Source organism: Azospirillum sp. NS33 (genome assembly GCF_059703765.1).
Genome location: NZ_BAAKJB010000006.1, coordinates 94,164 through 115,681 on the forward strand (window position 1 = coordinate 94,164; position 21,518 = coordinate 115,681).

The window sequence follows — 21,518 nt, forward strand, 5'->3', positions numbered from 1 at the left end:
GCCCCCCGGGGAAGGCCAAGTCAATGTTTTGTTGCAGAAGACCGCCGCCGGGGCCGGCGTCAGTCGAGCATGGGTTTTCCGGTTTCGATCCGCACGAGGGCGGCCAGCAGGGGCGCGCCGATGTCGCGCCGGACGAAATTGCTCGACCGTTCGGCAACGGCGATCGCCTGCTGGAAGCTCGGCCGCCAGCTCTCGTCGCCGCGCAGGCTGCGTTCCGCCTTCGCCCTCTGGGCCAGCAGGGCGGGACGGCTGGCGGCGTTCTCCTCGACCAGGGCCGACAGCCGCTGCATGACCTCCTGCGCGCCGGACTTGTCACCCCGGCGAACCGCCACCTCGACCAGTTCGGCCAGGGTTTCGCCGCGGATGTCGATGTCCTGGACCTGCTCCACATAGGCGAGGGCCAGCGCGCTCTCGCCCCGCCCGGCCAGCCGCCCCAGCACCACCGGAACGGTCCACGGGTTCTCGTCCTGCACGGTGCGCAGAAGGCCCAGCGCCAGGTTGGAATCGCCCAGCTCCGCCGCGGCGACGGCCAGCTCCGGCGGGCAGCAGTCGCCCTTGGTCTCGCGGAACTTGGAGAACTGGGTCTCCACGGTGTTGAGGAACAGGGTGCGCGCCGGCCCCTCCTTCCCCGCCCGGAGAAGGGCCTGGGCGACCAGCCCGAGCTCCCAGGTGCAGCCTTGGGACGAGGCGTACTGCTTGGCCTCCTCAGCCAGCGTGGCGGCGATCCCGTTGGGATCGCCGCGCCAGTGGGCGGCCTTGGCGATGTCGACCAGGTTGTAGATGCGGGTGGAGCAGTCGTCGATCTGCCGGGTGATCTCCAGGGCGATCTGGGTCTGGCCCATCAGCGCCAGCGCGCGGGCGACGAAGAGGTCCTGCCCGGTCGACCCGGAGGTGCTGCCCCGGCGCACCGCGGCGACGAAGGGGGCGACGATCTCCTTGGCGCGGTCGGGGTGGCCCAGCAGGTCGTTGGCGACCGCCAGCGACAGCCAGTCCCACCGCGCCGCGGCGATCGGGGTCTCGACCGGCGGCAGCATCTCGGCGATGCGGTGCAGGAAGCACGCCGACGACAGCGGGTCGTTGCAGACCAGCGCGTCGATGCGGGTGCGGAACTCGTAGAAGTCGAAGTCGCCGACGAACTGGTTGGTGACGAGCTGCACGGCGAGATCGCTCTCGGGGTACTTGGTCACCACCTCGCTCAGCAGGCGGTCGGCCTCCTTCAGCAGGCGGCTCTCCTCGGCGATGTCGAAGGTGCCGTCGGCCTGATCGATGATCTGCATGGCCTGCACGAACAGCCGGTTGGCCGGCCCGGAATCCGCGGCGCGGGCGCCGGCGCCGGCCAGCGGCGGCGACAGCACCGCCAACGCCGCCAGCAGGATGGCGGCGAGCCAGCGGCGGACCGGCTGTGCGGCGGCGGGGCGGAGTGGGACCATGGCGGATTCCCCACCTTCGGGGGGCGACGGTTGCGGTGGCGGATGGGGGCGCCGGCGAGGGCGCGCGTCAGGTGGCGGCGCGGCCGATCTGGACGTGGGACACGACGCGCTGCACATAGGCTTGCGAGCGGGCGTGCTGGATCACGCGGTCCAGTTCGGCCTGGTCGGTGGCGATCCCCATGAGGTAGACCACGCCATTGACCGTATCGATCGTGAAGTTCTGCGAATGGATCGTCTTGTCGAAGGTGAGCGCGCCGCGCAGCTGGGTGGAGATCCACGCGTCGCGGGCGCCGTCGACCAGACCGCCGCCGCCGCCCACCTGGATCTCGTTGATGACCTCGCGCACGCCCTGCACCTGCCACGCCAGACGCACCGCGTCGAGGCGCATCTGGGGGTCGGCGGCGTTGCCGGTCAGCAGCACGCGGCCGCGGTCGACGGTCATGTCCAGGCGGCTCAGCATCTCCACGGAATGACCGAACCACAGATGGTTGATCTGCGCCTGGATTTCCGCGTCGCTGATGAAGCCGCCGATGCCGCGCTCCTCGGAGGCCGCGACGACCGCTCCGGCGGCCGCTCCGCCGACCGCCACGGGTGCGCAACCGGCCGCCGTTCCCGCCGCCGCCGCCGCCACGGCCACCCCGATCACCGCCCGCAGACACGCCCAGACCGCCACCGTGTTCCTCCGTTCCGCCTCCCGCCGCACCGGCGGGCGGCGCGAAAAAGTCACGGACCCGACCGGAATGCAATGGGTTTCTTCAGATGTCATCGCTTTGTCCGAGGGTGATGCGTGGAAGTTCCACCCGCCGTCGGCGCGCCGCGGTCGCGAGGCCCCTCCTGAGTTAACGAATGGGAGTGTCCGCACGCGATTTCAAGCGCACCGCCGCTATGACGTCGGGCGGGGATCCGCGGGCGGCGCGCAGGCGTATTGAGTCGGAAGAGGAATGGACTCCACGGGGCGCTTCGTTGAACATCCGCCCGAGTCGGAGTAAATTGGCAGCGACCAGCTCGGGAGGTTGCGATGTTGAAGAACGTCCTGTTCGACATCATCCGCCAGGAAAAGCGGGAGGTCGAGGAGCGGCTGGAGGAGGAGGGGCGGCGCCCGTCCCCCGATGGCCGCAAGATCACGGCGTTGCGCAGGGAGGCGATGACCTTGCGCCGGGAACTCGACCACTTCCCGGACGTGTGACGCCACGGGTGCGGGCGGTGGTGGGCCCGTGCGATGGTCGCGTCCGGGCGCCCGGTCCCCACCCAGCGTCCGGCCCCCACCCTGCGCCCGGCGCCCGACCACCCCCCGGCCTGGTCCATTCTATGGGCCATCCCTCCGGGTCTATGGGCCATCCCTCCGGGCCATCCCGTCGCGGGACCCGAGGCGGGGGCCGGCGCGCCCGCGGCTCCCCCTCAGCGGAAGACCACCGTGCGGTTGCCGTTGAGCAGGACGCGGTGCTCGACGTGGTATTTCACGGCGCGCGCCAGCACGACGTTCTCGATGTCGCGGCCGATCGCCACGAAGTCCTCCGCGGTCATCGAGTGGTCGACCCGCTCCACCTCCTGCTCGATGATCGGTCCCTCGTCGAGGCCGGAGGTGACGTAGTGGGCGGTGGCGCCGATCAGCTTCACGCCGCGGGCGTAGGCCTGCTGGTAGGGCTTGGCGCCGCGGAAGCTGGGCAGGAAGGAATGGTGGATGTTGATGGCCCGCCCGGCCAGCCGCTCGCACAGACCCGGTGAGAGCACCTGCATGTAGCGGGCGAGCACCACCAGATCGATGGACTCCTGCTCGATGATCTCCCACAGCCGCTCCTCCTGCTGCGCCTTGGACTCGGGCGTCACCGGCAGGCAGTGGAACGGAATGTTGTGCCACGCCGCGAGCTGGTAGAAGTCGCGGTGGTTGGACACGATCGCCGGGATCTCGATCGGCAGGTAGCCGATGCGGTAGCGGTACAGCAGGTCGTTCAGGCAGTGGCCGAACTTCGACACCATGATCAGCACGCGCTGGCGCCGCGACGCGTCGTGCAGTTTCCACGTCATCCGGAAGGGGTCGCCCACGGTCTCCCGGAAGGCCGCTTCCAGGGTGGCCTGGTCGGGGGCGGCGGCACCGCGCGAGAAATGGATGCGCAGAAAGAACAGACCGCTGGCGCGATCGCCGAACTGGGCGCTGTCGATGATGTTGCAGTCGCGCGCGGCCAAGAAGCCGGACACCGCGAAGACGATGCCGACGGTGTCGGGGCAGGAAACGGTGAGGATGTGTTCGGTGCCGGGGTCTGACATGCGGTTTCGCGGCTGCGGTCGTGGCGGGGGGACATCCCCCTATCATGATTGGGCGGGCGTTGCACCCGCGCTGTGGGCATGGCGGCGGCGCCGCCATTGCATCGTGGACTCGGCGATAAGTGAAGGGCGTTAACGAATTTCAACCCTTGATCGGGTAGGGTCGGCGCGCTTTGACCGCCTCTTCGGGGAAATGGGTATGATCAAGGGATTGAGCATCCGCGCAAAGATCGGCGTTATTCTCGCCATCAGCCTGGTCGGGCTGGGCGTCGTCGTTGCCGTCGCCTTGGCGACCCTGCGCGGCCAGATGATGGAGGACCGCCAGGACAAGGTGCGCAATCTGGTGGAGGTGGCCTACACGCTGGTCGGCCACTACGAGGCCGAGGTCCGCGCCGGCCGCCTGGCCGAGCCCGAGGGCAAGGCGGCGGCGCTGTCGGCCCTGTCGGCCCTGCGCTACAGTGGCAACGAGTACTTTTTCGTGCTGGACCCGAGCGGCCTGATCAGGGCCCACGGCGACAACCCGAAGCTGGTCGGGCAGAACCTGTCCAAGACGCCCGACCCCAACGGCGTGTTCTTCGTCCAGGCGATGCTGGACGCCGCGCGCGCCAACCCGCAGGGGGGCTTCGCCGCCTATTCCTGGCCGAAGCCGGGCGACCCGTCGAAGACGGCGATGCCCAAGCTGAGCTTCGTGCGTTCCTTGGCGCCGTGGGACTGGGTGGTGGTGTCCGGCATCTACATCGACGACGTCGACACCGCGTTCGGCGCGGTGGCCTGGCAGCTGGTCGGCATCGGGGCGCTGATCATGGCGCTGGGCGTCGCCGCCACCATGCTGGTCGGCCGGGCCATCCTGCGCCCCATTCCGCCGATGCAGGCGGTGATCGCCGCGGCCAGCGCCGGCGATCTCAGCGGCGAGGCGGTGATCGACGGCAACGACGAGGTTGCTGCCATGGCCCGGGACTTCAACGGCCTTATCGGCACCTTGCGGCAGAGCATCGCCCGGGTCGGCGAGGCCAGCGCCTCGGTGGCCTCCGCCTCGGTCGAGCTCACCTCCTCGGCGGCCTCGATGAGCCGCAACGCCGAGCAGATGAACGAGCGCACCGACGGCATCAGCGAGGCGGTGAACGGCGTGGCCGGGGCGGTGCAGGACCTGTCCAGCATCGCCGAGGAGCTTGCCGCCAACTCCGAGGCGGTGGCCGCCGCCGCGGAGCAGATGGGGGCGTCCATCTCCGAGGTGTCGCGCCACGCCGCCGACAGCTCCCAGGTGGCGCACCGTGCGTCCGCCGCGGCCCAGCAGGCGGGCGAGGTGCTGGACGGCGCGGAAGGGGCGATCCGCGAGGCGGTCGAGAACATCCGCGAGATGGCCCGTGCGTCCAACGAGATCGGCGCGGTCATCAAGGTGATCTCCGACATCGCCGGCCAGACCAACCTGCTGGCGCTCAACGCCACCATCGAGGCGGCGCGCGCCGGCGAGGCCGGCAAGGGCTTCGCGGTGGTCGCCACGGAGGTGAAGAACCTGGCGACCCAGTCGGCCAAGGCGACGGAGGAGATCGAGCGCAAGATCACCGCCACCCAGGCCCAGACCGACCGCAGCGTCGCCTCCATCGACCAGGTTGCCGCGATGATGGAGCGGGTGGCCGGTGCCATCGCCTCGATCAACGAGGTGATCGGCCAGATCGATGCGATCGCCGCGTCGATCGCCCACGAGGTCAAGCAGCAGAGCGCCACCACCGCCGAGATCGGCCGCAACGTCTCCCAGGTCGCCACCGCCGCCAAGGAGGTCGCCAAGGACACCGCGCAGACGTCCGGCCAGGCCATGGTGGTGAAGGAGGCGGTCGAGTTCCTGGGCCGGGTCGCCGGCGACACCGCCGCGGGTGCGTCGCAGACCTCCGAGGCGGCCGGCGAGCTGGGGCGCCTGGCCACCGATCTGGACGGGCTGGTGGCGCGCTTCCGCCTGACCGCCTGACCGCCTGAGGGGGCCCGGCTGAACCGGGCGCCGGCGGGGGTGGGGCGGCGGGGCTACGCCCGCCGCCGCTCCACCGGGGGGGCGGCGTCGGCAAGCCCGCGCGGGCGGCGGTCCGGCGGGCTGACGATGCCACCGGAGACCACCAGCTTGAGCCCGTCCTCCACCGGCATGTCCAGCACCACGACCTCGCGCCGCGCCATGATCACCAGATACCCGGCGGTGGGCGGCGCGCAGGGGATGAAGACGTTGACCATCTCCTCGCTCGACACCCGCTGCACCTCGGGATGGGCCGGGCCGGTGATGAAGCCCAGCGACCACAGGCCGTGGCGCGGGTACTCGACCATCACCACCTCGCGGAAGGCGGTGGACTTGTTGGCGAGGATGGTCTCCACGATCTGCTTGGTGGCGCCGTAGACTCCGCGCACCACGGGCATGCGCCCCACCACCCCCTCGCCGACCCGCAGCATCAGCCGCCCGACATAGCCGGCGGCGAAGGCGCCGATCAGCGTCAGCACGACGATCAGCACCGCCACGCCGATGCCCGGCAGCGAGAACGGGAGGTACTCCTCGGGGTTGTAGCCGGCGGGGATGAGCGGCCGCACCGTGCCGTCGATGAAGGTGAGGAACCACCAGCCGAGATAGACGGTGATGGCGATCGGCGCGGCGACCAGGACGCCGGCCAGGAAGTAGGCCCGCAACCGCCCCATCAGGCCGATCCCTTCGCGCCGATGCGGCCGGGGCGGCGGCGGGCCCTGGTCGGCGCTGTTCTCACTGGTGTCCACGCGTGTCCCCGAAACGGTGTGCGGCGCGACATAGTGGACCAGGAACCCGCCGTTCCTCAACGGTCTTTCCGGTGGGCGGCGGTCGGCCCGCGGTGCCACCGCGTGGCTCGGCCGGTCGGCCGATCCGCCGAGAGGGCTATGGCGGAACCGCCGCCCCGCGGCAACATTGGACGATCATGACCGACGTCCCGCGCCTGCTGTCCCTCGCCACCGCGTTGCCCCCCCATCGGCTCGACCAGGAGGAGGCCCTGGCCGCGGCGCGCGCCATCTATGGACCCCGCCTGCGCGATTTCGAGCGGCTGGCGCCGGTGTTCCCCAACGCCGGCATCGCCACCCGCTACGCCTGCCGGCCGTTGGCCTGGTACCTCGAGGCGCATGGCTGGCCGGAGCGCACCGCCGCCTTCGAGGCGGCGGCCTTGGATCTGCTGGAACAGGCCGCGCGGCTGGCCTTGGCGCGGGCCGGACGGGCCGCGGCCGACGTGGACGCCATCGTCTGCGTCACCACGACCGGCATCGCCACGCCGAGCCTCGAGGCCCTGCTGCTCGACCGCATGGGCTTGCGTCCCGACACCCTGCGCCTGCCGGTGTTCGGCCTGGGCTGCGCCGGCGGGGTGCTGGGGCTGGGGCGGGCGGCGCTCCTGGCCCGCGCCATGCCGGGGGCGACGGTGCTGCTTCTGGTGGTGGAGCTGTGCACCCTGGCGTGCCGCACCGCCTCGGCGACGCCGACCGACGTGGTCGCCAGCGCGCTGTTCGCCGACGGCGCCGCCGCCGCCGTGGTGCGCGCCGCGAACGGCCGGGACGCGGCCAGCGGCGACCCGGCGCCGGCGCTGGTCGGGCAGGGCGAGCACACCTGGCCGGGCACCCGCCGGGTGATGGGCTGGCGGGTGGAGGAGGACGGCTTCGGCGTGGTGTTCTCCCAGGATATCCCGGCGCTGGTCCGCGACCGCCTGCGCCCGGTCGCCGACGCCTTCCTGGCGCGTCACGGGCTGACCGTCGGGGCCCTTTCCGGCCTGGTCTGCCACCCCGGCGGGGCCAAGGTGCTGGACGCCCTGGGCGCGGCGTTCGCGCCGCTCTCCGACGGGCTGGAGGACGCCCGCGCGGTTCTCCGCGCCTGCGGCAACATGTCCGCCCCCAGCGTCCTGTTCGTGCTGGAACGGCGGCTGGCGACGGGGCTGAGGGGGCGGCACCTGATGACCGCGCTGGGCCCGGGCTTCACCGCCGGCCTGCTGCTGCTGGAAGGGCCGGCGTGACGGTGGGGTGGCCGCAGGCCGTCGTCCTGCTGGTCGCCCTCCAGCGCCTGGGCGAACTGGCGCTGGCACGGCGCAACACGGCCCGCCTCCTGGCCGGCGGCGCCCACGAGGCCGGGGCCGGACACTACCCGCTGTTCGTCGCGCTTCATACCGGCTGGCTGGTCGCCCTGTTCACGCTGACGCCCGCCGGCACGGTTCCGGACGGGGCGCTGCTGGCGCTGTTCGCGGCCCTGCAGGCGGGGCGGCTGTGGGTGATCGCCGCGCTGGGGCCGTATTGGACGACCCGGGTGGTGACCCTGCCGGGTGCGCCGCTGGTGCGCCGCGGCCCCTACCGCTGGCTGCGCCATCCCAACTACTGGATCGTCGCCGGCGAGCTGGCCGTGCTGCCCCTGGCGTTCGGCCAGGTGTGGCTGGCGGTCGCCGCCAGCCTGGCCAACGCGCCCCTCACCCTGCACCGCATCGCGGTCGAGGAGCGCGCCCTGGCGCCGCGTCCGGACGAGGACCCGGTCAGGTCAGGGCGAAGCAGAGGGTCGTGAGGGCCAGGGCGATGGCCGCGCCGTCGACGTGGTTGGGAAAGGCGTACCAGAACGGGTCGGCGCCGACCGGGGTGGGGCGCGGTCCCGATCCGTCGGCCTCGTCCAGCCACAGGCCGGCGGGCAGGCCGCCGTTGGCGCGCTCGGCGACGGCGCCCGACACATGGGCCATGGCGACGGCGAGATAGCAGAACTTCACGAAGCCCAGCACGTAGGCGAAGGCGCCCCCGGCCTCGCCGACGCGATCGGTGGCGCCGGTCGCGGCCACCGCGGTGGCCATGGCGATGGCGGCGGCCAGTGGGATCGCCACCACCGACAGCAGGCGCTGGGTGTCGACCTGGTCGGCGCGGGGAACGGACTTGAACATCGGGCGGCTCCGTCGCTCGTGGAGGTCCCGTTGTCCGGTCCGCCGGGTTAATGGTGCGTTAGCGTCCCCGTTTGGTCACAGCCGGCACCGCCCTCCACCGCGCCGGAAGCGGTGCCCGGAAGCGGTGCCGGTTGGCCCCCGGCGACCGCTCGGCTATCCTCGGCGAGCCGGGGGCGGCGGACCGGGCCGCCCGCCCCGCCACCCCGTGTTCGCCACCCCGTGTTCGCCGACCCTCTTGCCGAGGAGCCGACCCGTCATGCCCGAGGCCGCGGCCGCGTCGCTGGATGGCATCGCCCTTCTGAAGCCGCTGGCGCCGGCCGAGCGCGCCGCCGTGGCCCGGCAATGCCGCTGGCGCCGCTTCGGGGCCGGCGATCCTGTGCTGGACCAGGCCGCGGAAGGGCGCGACGTCTGCTTCGTCGTCGAAGGGCGGGTGCGGGTGGTGAATCACGCTGCCAGCGGGCGCGAGATCAGCTTCGACGACATCCCCGCCGGCGGGCTGGTGGGGGAGATGGCGGCCATCGACGGCCAGCCCCGGTCGGCCTCGGTGGTCGCCGTGGACGACGGCACGCTGATCGCCCACCTCGCCGCGGGACCGTTCCGCGCCCTGGTCACCGGCCGCCCGGACCTCGCCCTGGCCGTCATGGAACGGCTTGCCGGCATCGGCCGCCGCACCACCGAGCGCGTCGTCGAGCTGAGCACGCTGGGCGCCAACAACCGGGTGCACGCCGAACTGCTGCGTCTGGCCCGCCGCGCCCCGGACCCCGGCTCCGGCCCCGGCCCGATCATCGATCCCGCGCCGCTGCACGGCGACATCGCCGCCCGCGTCAGCACGACGCGGGAGACGGTGGCCCGCGTGCTCAACGAGCTCGCGCGCGACGGTGTCGTCGAACGGCGCGGCCATGCCCTGGTGATCCACGACCTCGCCCGGCTCGCGGCGATGGTCGAGCACGTCCGAGGCGGTCTCTAGGCCCGGCCGCCGCCGGCGCGCCTGCGACATCGTGTCCCGTGCTTGACGGGCGGGGATGCGCTTTGCTTTTGTGCAAAGGTTAGGAGCTTCCGCGGAGGTAGGAGAACGTCTCCCATGCCGGATCTGCTGCCGCCCTGCGTCCCGCGCCTGCTCACCAACCCGCACGCCGACCGGGACCGCCCCTACGGCCCGTCGGAGCGCGCGATCCTCAGCCGGGCCGCCTTCGACGAGGTGCGGGCCGAGGTGACGGCCTGGCCCGGCTATGCCCCGACGCCGCTGCGCAGCCTCAAGGGGCTGGCCCGGGCGGCGGGCCTCGACCGGCTGTGGTACAAGGACGAGAGCGCGCGCTTCGCTCTCGGCAGCTTCAAGGCGCTGGGTGGCGCGTACGCCGTGCTGCGCCTGCTCATGCGCCAGGTGTCGGCCACCGCGCCCGGCGTGCCGGTGACCGCGCTGGACCTCGTCGTCGGCCGCTATGGCCGGATCACCCGCACCATCACCGTCGCGACCGCCACCGACGGCAACCACGGCCGGTCGGTCGCCTGGGGGGCCCAGGTGTTCGGCTGCCGCTGCGTCGTCTATGTCCCCGCCGCCTGCTCCGAGGGCCGGCGCGCGGCCATCGCACGCTACGGCGCCACGGTCGTGGCGGTCGACGGGCTCTACGACGACGCGGTCCGCCGTGCCGCCGGCGATGCCGCGGCCCATGGCTGGACGGTGGTGTCCGACACCTCCTACCCCGGGTACATGGACATCCCCCGCGACGTCATGCAGGGGTACACCTTGATGGTCGAGGAGGCGATCGAGCAGCTTCCCGCCAGCGAGCGGCCCACCCACGTCTTCGTGCAGAGCGGAGTCGGGGCGCTGCCCGCCGCCGTGTGCGGCCATCTCTGGGAAACCTGGGGGCGCGGCCGGCCGCGCTTCGTGGTGGTGGAACCCGAGCGCGCCGACTGCCTGTTCCGCAGCACCGAGGCGGGGCGGCCGGTGCCGACCCTGGGGCCGCTGGACACCGTCATGGCCGGGCTGGCGTGCGGCGAGGTGTCCCTGCTGGCGTGGGCGATCCTGGAGCGCGGGGCCGACGCCGTCATGACCATCCCCGATGCCGCGGCGGTGGCGACCATGCGCCTGCTGGCCGAAGGGCGGGGCGGCGACCGCCCGGTGGTCGCCGGCGAATCCGGTGCGGCCGGCCTCGCCGCCGTGCTGTGCGCCTTGCAGCATCCCGACACCGGCGCGGAGCTGGGCCTGTGCCCGGACGCGCGCGTCCTGGTGTTCGGGACCGAGGGCGCCAGCGATCCCGCGGTCTACGAGGCGCTGGTGGGCCGCTCCGCGGCGGCGGTGGACGGCGCCTGAGCACACCCGGCGCCGCACCGCGGTCGCTGGACGGCCGCCGGACGGCCGCCGCGTCCGGCAATAAATCCTCTCCCACCGTGTTGGTTCCGGCAACGGGGTGTCATCCGTGCAGCCCCGAAAGACCAAGACGTGGGAGGACCGCTGGATGCGCATCGCCATTGCCCCGCTGACCGGAGCGCCCGAGGGCGCCGCCGCCACCCTGTCGCGGCTGGAGGAGCGGGCCTGCGCGGCGGCGGCGGCGGGCGCCGACCTGCTGCTGCTGCCGGCCCTGTTCCTGTGCGGCGGCGAGGGTGCGCGGGACCGCTGCGAGCCGTTCGACGGGCCGTCGCTGCACGCCGCCTGCCGGGCCGCCGGGGCCGCCGGCGTGGCGATCCTGTTCGGGTTCGCCGAGCAGGCCGGAGGTGCCGTCTACAACGCCGCGGCCTTCGTCGGCGCCGACGGGGCGCCGCTGGGCACCTACCGCCAAGCCCATCTCGGGCCCGGCGAGAAAGGGAGCTTCGCCGCGGGCCAGGGACTCCCCGCCCTGGCCCGGGTGGCCGACCTGACGGTGGGCGCGCTGATCGGCTGCGACGCCGAGTTTCCGGAGCCGGCCCGCGACCTGGCCTTGCGCGGCTGCGACCTCGTGGCGGTCCTGGACGGGCCCCACGAGAGCGGCGGCGCGTCGCTGCTGCTGCCGGCGCGGGCGTGCGAGAACCGGATGTTCGTGGCCCGGGTCGCCGGCGGCGGGGGGCGGCTCTACGGCCCCGACGGGGCGGTGCGGGCGCTTGCCGCCCGCACCGGGCTGATGCTCGCCGACGTCGATGGCGCGGCGCGGCGGGACGCCAGCCGGGCGATGGACTACCTCGGCGAACGGCGTCCCGCGCTGTACGCGCGCCTGGCCGAGCGGAACCCCGGCGCGGCGACCCGCGGGACCTCCTAGAGCTGCTTCATGATCCGCGCCTCGAGCACCAGCTGCTCCACCCCGTGGGCGGTCTGGTGCGCGGTGGTGCGCACGGTCACGGCGAGGTTCTGGCGTGCGGCCAGGGCCAGCGACTCGTTGAGATTGGCGATGGCTTGGCGCACCGACTGCGCGAGGTCTTCATCGGTCATGGGGGCTCCTGAAACAAGTGGTCGGTTGGGGGCCGCTGCGAGAAAGGATAAAATGCGGGTAACCCTCTCTTAATCAGTGTTTGCCACCCTCCGGCGGTATTCGAAGGGTCGGTTCTCGGCCCTTTCGCTGCCGTCCGTCCCCGGCGCGCCGTGCGCCGGACGGAACGACAACCTGAAAGACCCTCGGGGACGCATCATGGATGATCTGCTCAGTGAGTTTCTGACGGAAACAAACGAAAACCTCTCGGTGCTCGACGTCGAGCTGGTTCGGCTGGAGCAGAACCCGAACAATCCCGAGCTGCTTTCCAACATCTTCCGTCTCGTCCACACGATCAAGGGGACCTGCGGGTTCCTCGGCCTGCCGCGCCTGGAGAAGGTGGCGCACGCCTCCGAGAACGTTCTCGGCAAGTTCCGCGACGGCGAACTGACGGTCACCGCCGAGGCGGTGTCGCTGATCCTCAAGGCGCTGGACACCATCAAGGGGCTTCTGGCGGTGCTGGAGGCGACCGAGGCCGAGCCGCCGGGCGACGATCTTCCGCTGATCGCCCGCCTGAACGAGTGCGCCGACGGCAAGCTGCCGGCGATCCCGCCGGTCGGCGCCGCGCCGCCGCCGCCGCCGCCCGCGGCCCCGGCGCCGGGCAAGGCCGCCGCCGCCGCTCCGGCCGCGGCGCCCGCTCCCGCCTCCTCGGGCGATGGCCAGGTGTCGCTGGAGGAGCTCGAGGCGCTGTGGAACTCGACGCCGGGTCCCGCCGACGCGGCCCCGGCCGCGGCGCCGGCCGCTTCCGGCACCGCGCTGGCGCCGGTCGCGCCGGAGCCCGCGCCGGTCGACGAGCCGGCCCAGGAGCTGGCGGTCGCCGACGCGCAGCCCGCCGCCGCCCCCTCGAAGATGCCGGTGCCGGCCGCCGCCCAGGCGCAGAACAACGACGAGCGCGATCAGCCCAAGGAGTCGGCGGTCGCCGCGCAGACCATCCGCGTCAACGTCGACCTGCTCGAGAACCTGATGACCATGGTCTCGGAGCTGGTGCTGACGCGCAACCAGCTTCTGCAGATCCTGCGCTCCCAGAAGGAGAGCGAGTTCGCCGCCCCGCTGCAGCGTCTCAACCACGTGACCTCGGAGCTGCAGGAAGGCGTCATGAAGACGCGCATGCAGCCGATCGGCAACGCCTGGGCCAAGCTGCCCCGTCTGGTGCGCGACCTCGCCCACGAACTGGGCAAGAAGATCGACCTGCAGATGCTGGGCGCCGACACCGAGCTCGACCGCCAGGTGCTGGAGCTGATCAAGGACCCGCTGACCCACATGGTCCGCAACTCCGCCGATCACGGGCTCGAGGTGCCGGCGGACCGGGTCAAGACCGGCAAGACGGAGACCGGCCGCATCACCCTCAACGCGTACCACGAGGGCGGCCACATCATCATCGAGATCCAGGATGACGGCAAAGGCCTGGCCATCGACAAGATCAAGGCCAAGGCGCTGCAGAACGGCATCACCAGCGAGGCCGAGCTGGCCGCGATGTCGGACCAGCAGATCATCCAGTTCATCATGAAGCCCGGCTTCTCGACCGCGGCCAAGGTGACCAGCGTGTCGGGCCGCGGCGTCGGCATGGACGTGGTCAAGACCAACATCGAGAAGATCGGCGGCACGATCGAGATCAAGTCGAAGCAGGGCATCGGCTCGACCTTCGTCATCAAGATCCCGCTGACCCTGGCCATCGTCTCGGCGCTGATCGTCGAGTGCGCCGGCGAGCGCTTCGCCATCCCGCAGATCTCGGTGGTCGAGCTGGTGCGCGCCGCCCAGGACAGCGAGCACACCATCGAACGCCTCAAGGGCACGCCGGTGCTGCGCCTGCGCAACCGCCTGCTGCCCCTGGTGTCGCTGCAGGAGCTGCTGCGGCTGGAGGACGTGGAGGGCAAGCCGAGGACCGACGACGAGACCTTCATCGTCGTCACCCAGGTCGGCACCTACACCTTCGGCATCATGGTCGACCGCGTCTTCGACACCGAGGAAATCGTCGTCAAGCCGGTGGCGCCGATCCTGCGCCACATCGAGATGTTCTCGGGCAACACGATCCTCGGCGACGGCTCGGTCATCATGATCCTCGATCCCAACGGCATCGCCACCGCGACCGGCGAGATCGCCATGGGCAGCGAGACGGTGACCAAGGAGGCCATGGCCGTCCAGGCCTCGCGCAACGAGGACAAGATGGCGCTGCTGCTGTTCCGCGCCGGGCACGGCGCGCCCAAGGCGGTTCCGCTGTCGCTGGTCGCCCGCCTCGAGGACGTCGACCTTGCGCAGGTCGAGCTGTCCAACGGCCTTCCCGTGGTCCAGTATCGTGGCAAGCTGATGCCGCTGGTCCCCATCGACCCCGCCTTCGTGTTGGGCAGCGAGGGGCGCCAGCCGGTGCTGGTGTTCGCCGACGGCGACCGGTCCATGGGCCTGATCGTCGAGGAGATCGTCGACATCGTCGAGGAGAAGCTGATGGTGCAGCTCGCCGCCGACCGGCCCGGCCTGATGGGCTCCGCCATCATCGCCGGCAAGGCGACCGAGGTGATCGACGCGGGCTTCTTCCTGACCCAGGCCTACAAGGACTGGTTTGGCTCGTCCTCCGACGCCTTCGAGGAGGAGAAGCTGCAGCGCGTTCTGCTGGTCGACGACAGCCCGTTCTTCCGCAACCTGCTGACCCCGCTGCTGTCGGTCGCCGGCTACGAGGTCACCGCGGTGGAGAACGCCAACGAGGCGTTGGCGCTGTGCGAGGCGGGCGAGCAGTTCGATGTCATCGTCTCCGACATCGAGATGCCCGGCATGAGCGGCTTCGAACTCGCCCAGGCGATCCGCCAGGGCTCGCGCTGGCAGGACGTCCCGCTGGTGGCGCTGTCGAGCCACGCCACGCCGCGCGACCTCGACCGCGGCCGCCAGGCGGGCTTCACCGACTACGTCGCCAAATTCGACCGTGACGCCCTGCTGTACACTCTCCAGCAGACCCTCTCCGAACAAAAAGGTGCCGCATGAGCGCGAAGGCCAGGGTTCCAGCCAAGAAGTCCAAAGGCGACGAGGTCAGCTCCGGGGGCAGCCAGGACTACGTCACCATGACCATTGCCGACCAGATGTTCGGCATTCCGGTCCTCCAGGTGCAGGACGTCCTCGGCAACCAGCGGATCACGCGGATCCCGCTGGCGCCGCCCGAGGTCGCGGGGTCGTTGAACCTGCGCGGGCGCATCGTCACCGCCATCGACGTCCGCCTGCGCCTCAGCCTGCCCGGCCGCGCCAAGGACAGGGTGGGCATGAGCATCGTCGTCGACCTGCGCGGCGAGCTCTACAGCCTGATGGTCGACAGTGTCGGCGAGGTGCTGAGCCTGTCCAACGACGACTTCGAGCGCAACCCCGCGACCCTGGACCCTCGCTGGCGCGAGGTGTCGACCGGCATCTACCGGCTGAACGGGCAGTTGATGGTGGTTCTCGACGTTCCGCGACTGCTAAACTTCACCACCATGGAAGCGGCGTGACGGTGCGGCTGGTGCCGCACCGCCAACGACAGTCGGGGCGTATCCAATGAAATCCTGTTTGGTGGTCGACGACAGCCGGGTGGTGCGCAAGGTCGCGCGGAAGATCCTGGAAGAGCTCCAGTTCTCCTGCAGCGAGGCGGAGGATGGCAAGCAGGCCATGGAGGTCTGCGCCGGCGGAATGCCCGATGCCATCCTGCTCGACTGGAACATGCCGGTGATGACCGGAATCGAGTTCCTGCGGCGCCTGCGCAAGATGAGCGGTGGTGAAAAGCCGAAGGTCGTGTTCTGCACGACCGAGAACGACCTGGCGCATATTCAGGAGGCGCTGTCGGCGGGGGCCAACGAGTACATCATGAAGCCCTTCGACAGCGACATCATCCAGACGAAGTTCGAGCAGGTGGGGCTGCTCTAGCGGCTCTCCCGTCCCGGTCGGTCCCGGGCCCCCCGGGGCCCGGGGACCAGGACGAACGCGTCACGTCAACCGGCGGGTCCGCCCGCCGTTCTTGGAAAGGTCCGCCGCAAGAATGTCCGACAGCTTCCGAAGCTCCGCCGCCGGCTCGCCGGCACGACCGTCCGGCACCGACCCGTACCGGGTGATGGTGGTCGACGATTCGGCGGTGATCCGCGGGCTGCTGACCCGGGCGCTCGAGGGCGACGCGGAGATCAGGGTGGTGGCGTCGGTGGGCGACGGCCAGATGGCGATCAACTCGCTCCAGCGCAACACCATCGACGTCGTCGTCCTCGACATCGAAATGCCGGTGATGGATGGCCTCACCGCCATCCCCAAGCTGCTGGCGGTGGCGCCGCAGGTGAAGATCATCATGGCGTCGACGCTGACGCTCCGGGGCGCCGACGTCTCCATGCGGTGCCTGCAGGCGGGGGCGGCCGACTACATTCCCAAGCCGACCTCGACGCGCGAGGTCGGCAACGCCGCCGACTTCAAGCGCGAGCTGGTCTCCAAGGTGAAGGCGCTGGGCGGCGCGGCGCGGCGCGCGGGATCGCGTTCGCGCGGCGAGATGCGGCCGCTCACACCGGTCCGCCCGGTGGGCGGCGGTCCGGCCACGGTCGGCGCCACCACCCTGCGCCCGCGCGAGCCGGCGACGGTCACGGTCCGCCCGGCGGCGGCGGCCCCGCCGCGGCCCGACGTGATCGCCATCGGCAGCTCCACCGGCGGACCGCAGGCGCTGTTCGAGGTGCTCGCCCACATGAAGGGCGGCGTCACCCAGCCGATCCTGATCACCCAGCACATGCCGGCCACCTTCACCACCATCCTGGCCGAGCACATCTCCCGCCAGTGCGGCCTGGTGGCCGCCGAGGCGAAGGACGGCGAGCCCATCGTGGCGAACCGCTGCTACGTCGCCCCCGGCGACTTCCACATGCTGGTGGCCAACCGGGGCGGCACCAACGTCGTCCAACTCACCAAGGACCCGCCGGAGAACTTCTGCCGGCCGTCGGTCGAGCCGATGATGCGCTCCATCGTGCGGGCCTACGGTGCCCGCAAGGTGTTCGCCTGCATCCTCACCGGCATGGGACAGGATGGGCTGAAGGGCTGCACCGAACTGGTCAACCAGGGCGGCACGCTGATCGCCCAGGACGAGGCGTCCAGCGTCGTCTGGGGCATGCCGGGAGCCGTGGCGCAGGCCGGCCTGTGCACCGCGGTTCTTCCACTGAAAGAAATCGGGCCTTACATCCGCAAGTTTGCGTTGAGGACGGCAGCATGAGGGTCGAAGACTTCGACATGTTCGCCACCTTGCTGAAGCAACGCTCCGGCCTGGTGTTGACCAAGGACAAGGCGTACCTGCTCGAGTCGCGGCTGATGCCCGTCGCGCGCAAGTGGAATATGAAGGGGCTGGACGAGCTGGCGTCGACCGTCCGCACGCGCAAGGATGAAGCGCTGTTGCGCGACATCACGGACGCGATGACGACCAACGAGTCCTCGTTCTTCCGCGACACCAAGCCGTTCGACCAGTTCCGCACCGTGGTTCTGCCGCGTGTGCTGGCGGCGCGCGCCACCAAGCGGCAGTTCCGCATCTGGTCGGCGGCCTGCTCCAGCGGACAGGAAGCCTATTCCCTGTCCATGCTGCTGCAGGACGAGGCCGCCAAGGTGGCGGGCTGGCGGATCGAGATCGTCGGCACCGACATCTCCACCGAAATGGTGGAGCGCGCCAAGGCCGGCATCTACACCCAGTTCGAAGTGCAGCGCGGCCTGCCCATCCAGATGCTGGTCAAGCATTTCAAGCAGATGGGCGACAAGTGGCAGATCAACCAGAACCTGCGCCAGATGGTCAGCTTCCGCGAGTGGAACCTGTTGCAGGACCTGGGCGGGCTGGGGCAGTTCGACATCGTCTTCTGCCGCAACGTGCTGATCTATTTCGATCAGCCGACCAAGCAGCGGGTGCTGGAATCGATCGCCCGGGTCATGCCGCCGGACGGCGTGCTGTACCTCGGCGGCGCCGAGACGGTTCTGGGGATCACCAACCGCTTCCGCCCGGTGGACGGGCAGCGCGGGCTCTACACCCTGGCCAACGGCCCGGGCTTCGACGCCGGCGGGCTGAAGGCGACGGGCTGAAGGCGACGCCTTGAAGGCCGCGAGTTTACGGGCGGCCGCCGAGTGGCCCCTCCCCCGGTCCGCCGGGGGAGGGGCGGGTGCTCACAGCAGGAACAGCGCCATCAGCACCAGCAGCACGATCACGCTGGCGATCCCGTAGGTCGAAAAGCGCGTGAACGCATGCCATTCCGTGGCGCGGTCGCGCACGAACTCCGGGCTCACGCGGGGATCCGCCGGAAAGTGCATGCCCTCGCCGTGACCGTTGTCGACTGCCGTCATCTACCCCTCCTCTGATTGATTTTTGCGCTGGATAGTGGAGCGCGCCGAGGGTTTCGGCAAGCCCTATCGCGGTGCCGGAACCATCAGGCAGGCCGCGCCGTCGACGCCCGCATCCCCCACCTCCACGCGATCGCCGCGCACCCGTGCCCGGCCCTCGGCCAGCAGGCGCACGGCGAGGGGATAGAGCCGGTGCTCGGCGGCGAGGACCCGCCGTCCCAGCGCCTGCGCGTCGTCTCCCGGCAGCACCGGCACGGCGGCCTGGGCCACGATCGGTCCCTCGTCCATCGCCGGGCGCACCAGGTGCACGGTGCAGCCGTGCACCCGCACCCCGGCGGCCAGGGCGCGGGCGTGGGTGTCCAGCCCCTTGAACGACGGCAGCAGGGACGGGTGGATGTTGACCAGCCGGTCCCGCCAGCGCTCCACGAACCCCTCCGACAGCAGGCGCATGAAGCCGGCCAGGCACACCATCTCGACCCCGGCCGCCTCGAGCGCACGGTCCATGGCCGCCTCGAAACCGGGCTTGTCGCCGGGAAAGCCGCGGTGGTCGACCACCACGCCGGGGATGCCCGCGGCCGTGGCGTGGGCAAGCCCCTCGGCGTCGGGCCGGTTGGACAGCACCAGCGCGATCGCGGCGGGGTAGGCGGGGTCGGCCGCCGCGTCGATCAGGGCCCGCAGGTTGCTGCCCCGTCCGGAGATCAGGACGCCCAGCTTCAGGCGGGCCATGCGGGTCCGGTCCCGGTGACGGCGACGCGGGGACCCTCCGCCGGGCTGGCGACGACGCGGCCGATCTCGAACACCGTTTCGCCGTGGGCCCGCAGGATGTCCGCGGCCTCGGCCGCGCGGTCCGGCGGGCACACCGCGACCATGCCGATGCCGCAGTTGAAGGTGCGGGCCATCTCCGTGGCCGACAGCCGGCCGGTGGACGCCAGCCAGCCGAACACCGGGGGCACCGTCCAGGCGGCGGCGTCCAGGGTCACGCCGAGTCCGTCGGGCAGGACGCGGGGGATGTTCTCGATCAACCCGCCGCCGGTGATGTGGGCGAGCGCCCGCACCGTGCCGGCCCGCACCGCGGCCAGCGCGGCTTTCACATAGATCCGGGTCGGCGTCAGCAGCGCCTCGCCCACCGTCCGCCCGGGCGCCCAGGGGGCGTCGTCGTGGTAGCCGAGGCCGGCCGTCTCCACGAGGCGGCGGACCAGCGAATAGCCGTTGGAATGGACGCCCGACGAGGCCAGGCCCAGCACCACGTCGCCGGCGGCGACCCCGGCCCCGGTCAGCACCTGGGCGCGCTCCACCGCCCCGACCGAGAAGCCGGCGAGGTCGTAGTCGCCGTGGCTGTACATCCCCGGCATCTCGGCGGTCTCGCCGCCCACCAGCGCGCAGCCGGCCTGGCGGCACCCCTCGGCGATGCCCGAGACGATGGCGCGCCCCGCCTCCACCTCCAGCTTGCCGGTGGCGAAGTAGTCGAGGAACAGCAGCGGCTCGGCGCCCTGGACAACGAGGTCGTTGACGCACATGGCGACGAGGTCGATGCCGACGGTGTCGTGCTTGCCCGCGGCGATGGCCACCTTTAGCTTGGTGCCGACGCCGTCGGTGGTCGAGACCAGCAGCGGGTCGGAGAAGCCGGCCGCCCGAAGATCGAACAGCGCGCCGAATCCGCCGAGTCCCGCGTCGGACCCGGTGCGCGCGGTGGATCGGGCAAGCGGCTTGATCGCGTCGACGAGCGCGTTGCCGGCGTCGATGTCCACGCCGGCCTCTTTGTAGGCGTCGGACGTGTTATTGGGCTGGGTGCTGATGGTATCCTCGCTTGGGCTGGGCTATATACCGGGCCAACGAAACGGGCCGAACATACTCGAATCGGAAGGCATTGCAATGCTCCACCGCCGCTGCCGGACCCTTTGGCCGGGCCTCGCCGCCGTCCTCGTGCTGGTCGCCGCGCTCGCCGCGCCGCACCCCGCGCGCGCCCAGGACGCCGCCGGCGATCCGGCCTTCACGGTGTCGGGGATCGACGTCGACGTGTCCGCCGGGGACGCCAGCGCCGCCCGCGACCGTGCCATCCAGGACGCCCAGCGCAAGGCGTGGACGACGCTGTACGGCCGCCTGGTCCCGGGCGGCGGAACGCCCCCGGCGGTGTCGGACGGCGACCTCTTCCGCCTCGTCCAGGGATTCGAGATCGCCAACGAGAAGGCCTCGGCCACCCGGTACGTCGGCACCTACAGCGTGCGCTTCCGGCCGCAGGCGGTGCGCGACATGCTGGCGGGAACCACCGCCACCTACGTGGAGCCGCCGACCCAGCCCCTGGTGGTGCTGCCGGTGACCGAGGTCGACGGCCGGCCCGTGCTGTGGGAGGACCGCACGGCGTGGCGCGAGGTCTGGGAGGCGCGCGAGCCGGGCGGCTCGCTGGTGCCCCTGGCGGTCCCCTACGGCGAGCTCGACGACATCGCCGCCGTCGGGGTGGGCGAGGCGCTGAACGGCGACGCCGCGGCCCTCGCCCGGATTGCCGGGCGCCACAACGCCGCCGGCGTCGTGGTCGCCAAGATCACCCTGCCGGCGGGCGGCGCCACCACCGCCGGCGACCTGACGGTGGAGATGACCCGCTACACCCCGGGCGGTGGCCGCGACCAGCAGACGGTCGCCGTGCGCGCCGACGCCGCCGACCGGCCCGAGGACGTGCTGAACCGCGCCGTGGTGCAGACCGCGGCGGCGATCGACGAGGCCTGGCGGCGTGACAACACGGTGTCCGCCGGGCCGGAGCAGAGCCTGACCGCGCGCATCCCGGTGGGGTCGCTGCAGGAATGGCTGGAGGCGCGCCGCCGCCTCGACGGCGTCGGTGCGGTGCGGCGGGCCGATGTGCTGTCGCTGTCCCGCGACGAGGCCACGGTGGCGCTGCACTACCGCGGCGACCTCGACACCCTGCGCACGGCCCTGGCGCGCCGCGACCTGTCGCTGGTCGAGCCGGCGCCGTCCGTCGTCCCGGCCGGGGTGCCGGCGGCGGCGGTTCCGCCCGCCGTGCCGGGCCAGCCGGCCGCCGCACCGGCCGCGCTGCCGGTCTGGACGATCCTGCTGGGCGGCCGCTCTGGTGCCGCTCCCCAGGGCGGGGCCGGCGGCGCGGCGGCGTACCCGCCGGCCGCTCCGGCGGGGTCGGGGATCGTCGGCACGCCGCTGCCGGCGCCGGGGTACCGCTGACGCGGCCCCCGTCCGACCGC

22 protein-coding genes are annotated in these 21,518 nt (G+C 71.8%); 13 read left to right on the forward strand and 9 right to left on the reverse strand.

The features are described 5' to 3' along the window. Positions 1–59 precede the first annotated feature (59 nt). Together AC6H2I_RS07850 and AC6H2I_RS07855 are read right to left on the reverse strand one after the other, a co-directional pair. Positions 60–1,430: a hypothetical protein gene (locus AC6H2I_RS07850; RefSeq protein ID WP_497500036.1), complete on the reverse strand. Its 1,371-nt coding sequence runs from the start codon at positions 1,428–1,430 to the stop codon at positions 60–62. Positions 1,431–1,497: 67 nt separating this feature from the next. Further along, positions 1,498–2,103, reverse strand: a complete 606-nt coding sequence (locus AC6H2I_RS07855) for a BON domain-containing protein (protein ID WP_497500037.1) — start codon at positions 2,101–2,103, stop codon at positions 1,498–1,500. A 345-nt stretch (positions 2,104–2,448) separates the two neighbouring features. On the opposite strand from AC6H2I_RS07855, the gene AC6H2I_RS07860 reads away from it, so the two are divergent. Then, positions 2,449–2,616, forward strand: a complete 168-nt coding sequence (locus AC6H2I_RS07860) for a hypothetical protein (protein WP_497500038.1) — start codon at positions 2,449–2,451, stop codon at positions 2,614–2,616. A 212-nt stretch (positions 2,617–2,828) separates the two neighbouring features. On the opposite strand, the gene purU is transcribed toward AC6H2I_RS07860, so the two are convergent. Next, positions 2,829–3,695, reverse strand: a complete 867-nt coding sequence (purU, locus tag AC6H2I_RS07865) for a formyltetrahydrofolate deformylase (protein ID WP_497500039.1) — start codon at positions 3,693–3,695, stop codon at positions 2,829–2,831. A gap of 196 nt (positions 3,696–3,891) precedes the next feature. Here purU and AC6H2I_RS07870 point away from each other — a divergent pair, with 196 nt between their 5' ends. Next, positions 3,892–5,655: a methyl-accepting chemotaxis protein gene (locus AC6H2I_RS07870; protein ID WP_497500040.1), complete on the forward strand. Its 1,764-nt coding sequence runs from the start codon at positions 3,892–3,894 to the stop codon at positions 5,653–5,655. A gap of 53 nt (positions 5,656–5,708) precedes the next feature. Here the strand turns inward: AC6H2I_RS07870 and AC6H2I_RS07875 are convergent, their stop codons facing one another. After that, entirely contained in the window at positions 5,709–6,437 is a 729-nt protein-coding gene (locus AC6H2I_RS07875) for a DUF502 domain-containing protein (RefSeq protein WP_497500041.1), read from the reverse strand. A gap of 176 nt (positions 6,438–6,613) precedes the next feature. Here AC6H2I_RS07875 and AC6H2I_RS07880 point away from each other — a divergent pair, with 176 nt between their 5' ends. Continuing rightward, positions 6,614–7,687 carry a type III polyketide synthase gene (locus AC6H2I_RS07880; RefSeq protein WP_497500042.1) on the forward strand — a complete coding sequence of 358 codons (1,074 nt, stop codon included), beginning with the start codon at positions 6,614–6,616 and terminating at the stop codon, positions 7,685–7,687. Continuing rightward, the gene (locus tag AC6H2I_RS07885; protein WP_497500043.1) at positions 7,684–8,223 is read left to right on the forward strand and encodes an isoprenylcysteine carboxyl methyltransferase family protein; all 540 of its coding nucleotides are present in this window, start codon (positions 7,684–7,686) and stop codon (positions 8,221–8,223) included. The genes AC6H2I_RS07880 and AC6H2I_RS07885 overlap by 4 nt, the downstream gene beginning before the upstream one ends. On the opposite strand, the gene AC6H2I_RS07890 is transcribed toward AC6H2I_RS07885, so the two are convergent. After that, on the reverse strand, positions 8,195–8,587 hold the full coding sequence (locus AC6H2I_RS07890) for a hypothetical protein (protein WP_497500044.1): 393 nt from the start codon (positions 8,585–8,587) through the stop codon (positions 8,195–8,197). The genes AC6H2I_RS07885 and AC6H2I_RS07890 overlap by 29 nt on opposite strands. Before the next feature lie 256 nt (positions 8,588–8,843). On the opposite strand from AC6H2I_RS07890, the gene AC6H2I_RS07895 reads away from it, so the two are divergent. The 3 genes from AC6H2I_RS07895 (at position 8,844) to AC6H2I_RS07905 (ending at position 11,817) form a co-directional block, all read left to right on the forward strand. Further along, on the forward strand, positions 8,844–9,554 hold the full coding sequence (locus AC6H2I_RS07895; protein WP_497500045.1) for a Crp/Fnr family transcriptional regulator: 711 nt from the start codon (positions 8,844–8,846) through the stop codon (positions 9,552–9,554). A gap of 114 nt (positions 9,555–9,668) precedes the next feature. Beyond that, a complete protein-coding gene (locus tag AC6H2I_RS07900) occupies positions 9,669–10,898 on the forward strand; it encodes a diaminopropionate ammonia-lyase (protein ID WP_497500046.1) in 1,230 nt (409 codons plus the stop codon). Between the two features lie 145 nt (positions 10,899–11,043). Further along, positions 11,044–11,817 carry a nitrilase-related carbon-nitrogen hydrolase gene (locus AC6H2I_RS07905; RefSeq protein WP_497500047.1) on the forward strand — a complete coding sequence of 258 codons (774 nt, stop codon included), beginning with the start codon at positions 11,044–11,046 and terminating at the stop codon, positions 11,815–11,817. Here AC6H2I_RS07905 and AC6H2I_RS07910 read toward each other — a convergent pair. Further along, the gene (locus AC6H2I_RS07910; protein ID WP_497500048.1) at positions 11,814–11,987 is read right to left on the reverse strand and encodes a hypothetical protein; all 174 of its coding nucleotides are present in this window, start codon (positions 11,985–11,987) and stop codon (positions 11,814–11,816) included. The genes AC6H2I_RS07905 and AC6H2I_RS07910 overlap by 4 nt on opposite strands. 196 nt (positions 11,988–12,183) lie before the next feature. On the opposite strand from AC6H2I_RS07910, the gene AC6H2I_RS07915 reads away from it, so the two are divergent. From AC6H2I_RS07915 to AC6H2I_RS07935, 5 genes are all read left to right on the forward strand, one after another. Further along, positions 12,184–14,994: a hybrid sensor histidine kinase/response regulator gene (locus AC6H2I_RS07915; RefSeq protein ID WP_497500049.1), complete on the forward strand. Its 2,811-nt coding sequence runs from the start codon at positions 12,184–12,186 to the stop codon at positions 14,992–14,994. Further along, positions 14,991–15,488 carry a chemotaxis protein CheW gene (locus AC6H2I_RS07920; protein WP_497500050.1) on the forward strand — a complete coding sequence of 166 codons (498 nt, stop codon included), beginning with the start codon at positions 14,991–14,993 and terminating at the stop codon, positions 15,486–15,488. Before AC6H2I_RS07915 ends, AC6H2I_RS07920 begins: the two co-directional genes overlap by 4 nt. Positions 15,489–15,534: 46 nt before the next feature. Then, positions 15,535–15,900, forward strand: coding sequence for a response regulator (locus AC6H2I_RS07925; protein ID WP_497500051.1), 366 nt, complete (start codon positions 15,535–15,537; stop codon positions 15,898–15,900). A 112-nt stretch (positions 15,901–16,012) separates the two neighbouring features. Next, positions 16,013–17,209, forward strand: a complete 1,197-nt coding sequence (locus AC6H2I_RS07930; protein ID WP_497500052.1) for a protein-glutamate methylesterase/protein-glutamine glutaminase — start codon at positions 16,013–16,015, stop codon at positions 17,207–17,209. Beyond that, positions 17,206–18,057 (forward strand): CheR family methyltransferase, encoded by an 852-nt coding sequence (locus AC6H2I_RS07935; protein ID WP_497500053.1) that lies wholly within the window; start codon positions 17,206–17,208, stop codon positions 18,055–18,057. The genes AC6H2I_RS07930 and AC6H2I_RS07935 overlap by 4 nt, the downstream gene beginning before the upstream one ends. A gap of 81 nt (positions 18,058–18,138) precedes the next feature. On the opposite strand, the gene AC6H2I_RS07940 is transcribed toward AC6H2I_RS07935, so the two are convergent. From AC6H2I_RS07940 to purM, 3 genes are all read right to left on the reverse strand, one after another. Next, a complete protein-coding gene (locus tag AC6H2I_RS07940) occupies positions 18,139–18,315 on the reverse strand; it encodes an aa3-type cytochrome c oxidase subunit IV (RefSeq protein WP_497500054.1) in 177 nt (58 codons plus the stop codon). A 63-nt stretch (positions 18,316–18,378) separates the two neighbouring features. After that, entirely contained in the window at positions 18,379–19,038 is a 660-nt protein-coding gene (gene purN / locus AC6H2I_RS07945; protein WP_497500056.1) for a phosphoribosylglycinamide formyltransferase, read from the reverse strand. Beyond that, on the reverse strand, positions 19,026–20,108 hold the full coding sequence (gene purM / locus AC6H2I_RS07950) for a phosphoribosylformylglycinamidine cyclo-ligase (protein WP_497500134.1): 1,083 nt from the start codon (positions 20,106–20,108) through the stop codon (positions 19,026–19,028). Before purM ends, purN begins: the two co-directional genes overlap by 13 nt. 76 nt (positions 20,109–20,184) lie before the next feature. On the opposite strand from purM, the gene AC6H2I_RS07955 reads away from it, so the two are divergent. Beyond that, the gene (locus AC6H2I_RS07955) at positions 20,185–21,498 is read left to right on the forward strand and encodes a DUF2066 domain-containing protein (protein ID WP_497500057.1); all 1,314 of its coding nucleotides are present in this window, start codon (positions 20,185–20,187) and stop codon (positions 21,496–21,498) included. The last annotated feature ends 20 nt before the right edge of the window (positions 21,499–21,518 follow it).

Excerpts from the sequence above, each read along its gene's own strand:
- AC6H2I_RS07850 (WP_497500036.1), bottom strand. The coding sequence starts at position 1,430 with ATGGTCCCACTCCGCCCCGCCGCCGCACAGCCGGTCCGCCGCTGGCTC.
- AC6H2I_RS07860 (WP_497500038.1), top strand. The coding sequence starts at position 2,449 with ATGTTGAAGAACGTCCTGTTCGACATCATCCGCCAGGAAAAGCGGGAG.
- purU (WP_497500039.1), bottom strand. The coding sequence starts at position 3,695 with ATGTCAGACCCCGGCACCGAACACATCCTCACCGTTTCCTGCCCCGAC.
- AC6H2I_RS07870 (WP_497500040.1), top strand. The coding sequence starts at position 3,892 with ATGATCAAGGGATTGAGCATCCGCGCAAAGATCGGCGTTATTCTCGCC.
- AC6H2I_RS07880 (WP_497500042.1), top strand. The coding sequence starts at position 6,614 with ATGACCGACGTCCCGCGCCTGCTGTCCCTCGCCACCGCGTTGCCCCCC.
- AC6H2I_RS07890 (WP_497500044.1), bottom strand. The coding sequence starts at position 8,587 with ATGTTCAAGTCCGTTCCCCGCGCCGACCAGGTCGACACCCAGCGCCTG.
- AC6H2I_RS07895 (WP_497500045.1), top strand. The coding sequence starts at position 8,844 with ATGCCCGAGGCCGCGGCCGCGTCGCTGGATGGCATCGCCCTTCTGAAG.
- AC6H2I_RS07900 (WP_497500046.1), top strand. The coding sequence starts at position 9,669 with ATGCCGGATCTGCTGCCGCCCTGCGTCCCGCGCCTGCTCACCAACCCG.
- AC6H2I_RS07905 (WP_497500047.1), top strand. The coding sequence starts at position 11,044 with ATGCGCATCGCCATTGCCCCGCTGACCGGAGCGCCCGAGGGCGCCGCC.
- AC6H2I_RS07910 (WP_497500048.1), bottom strand. The coding sequence starts at position 11,987 with ATGACCGATGAAGACCTCGCGCAGTCGGTGCGCCAAGCCATCGCCAAT.
- AC6H2I_RS07915 (WP_497500049.1), top strand. The coding sequence starts at position 12,184 with ATGGATGATCTGCTCAGTGAGTTTCTGACGGAAACAAACGAAAACCTC.
- AC6H2I_RS07920 (WP_497500050.1), top strand. The coding sequence starts at position 14,991 with ATGAGCGCGAAGGCCAGGGTTCCAGCCAAGAAGTCCAAAGGCGACGAG.
- AC6H2I_RS07925 (WP_497500051.1), top strand. The coding sequence starts at position 15,535 with ATGAAATCCTGTTTGGTGGTCGACGACAGCCGGGTGGTGCGCAAGGTC.
- AC6H2I_RS07930 (WP_497500052.1), top strand. The coding sequence starts at position 16,013 with ATGTCCGACAGCTTCCGAAGCTCCGCCGCCGGCTCGCCGGCACGACCG.
- AC6H2I_RS07935 (WP_497500053.1), top strand. The coding sequence starts at position 17,206 with ATGAGGGTCGAAGACTTCGACATGTTCGCCACCTTGCTGAAGCAACGC.
- AC6H2I_RS07940 (WP_497500054.1), bottom strand. The coding sequence starts at position 18,315 with ATGACGGCAGTCGACAACGGTCACGGCGAGGGCATGCACTTTCCGGCG.
- purN (WP_497500056.1), bottom strand. The coding sequence starts at position 19,038 with ATGGCCCGCCTGAAGCTGGGCGTCCTGATCTCCGGACGGGGCAGCAAC.
- AC6H2I_RS07955 (WP_497500057.1), top strand. The coding sequence starts at position 20,185 with ATGCTCCACCGCCGCTGCCGGACCCTTTGGCCGGGCCTCGCCGCCGTC.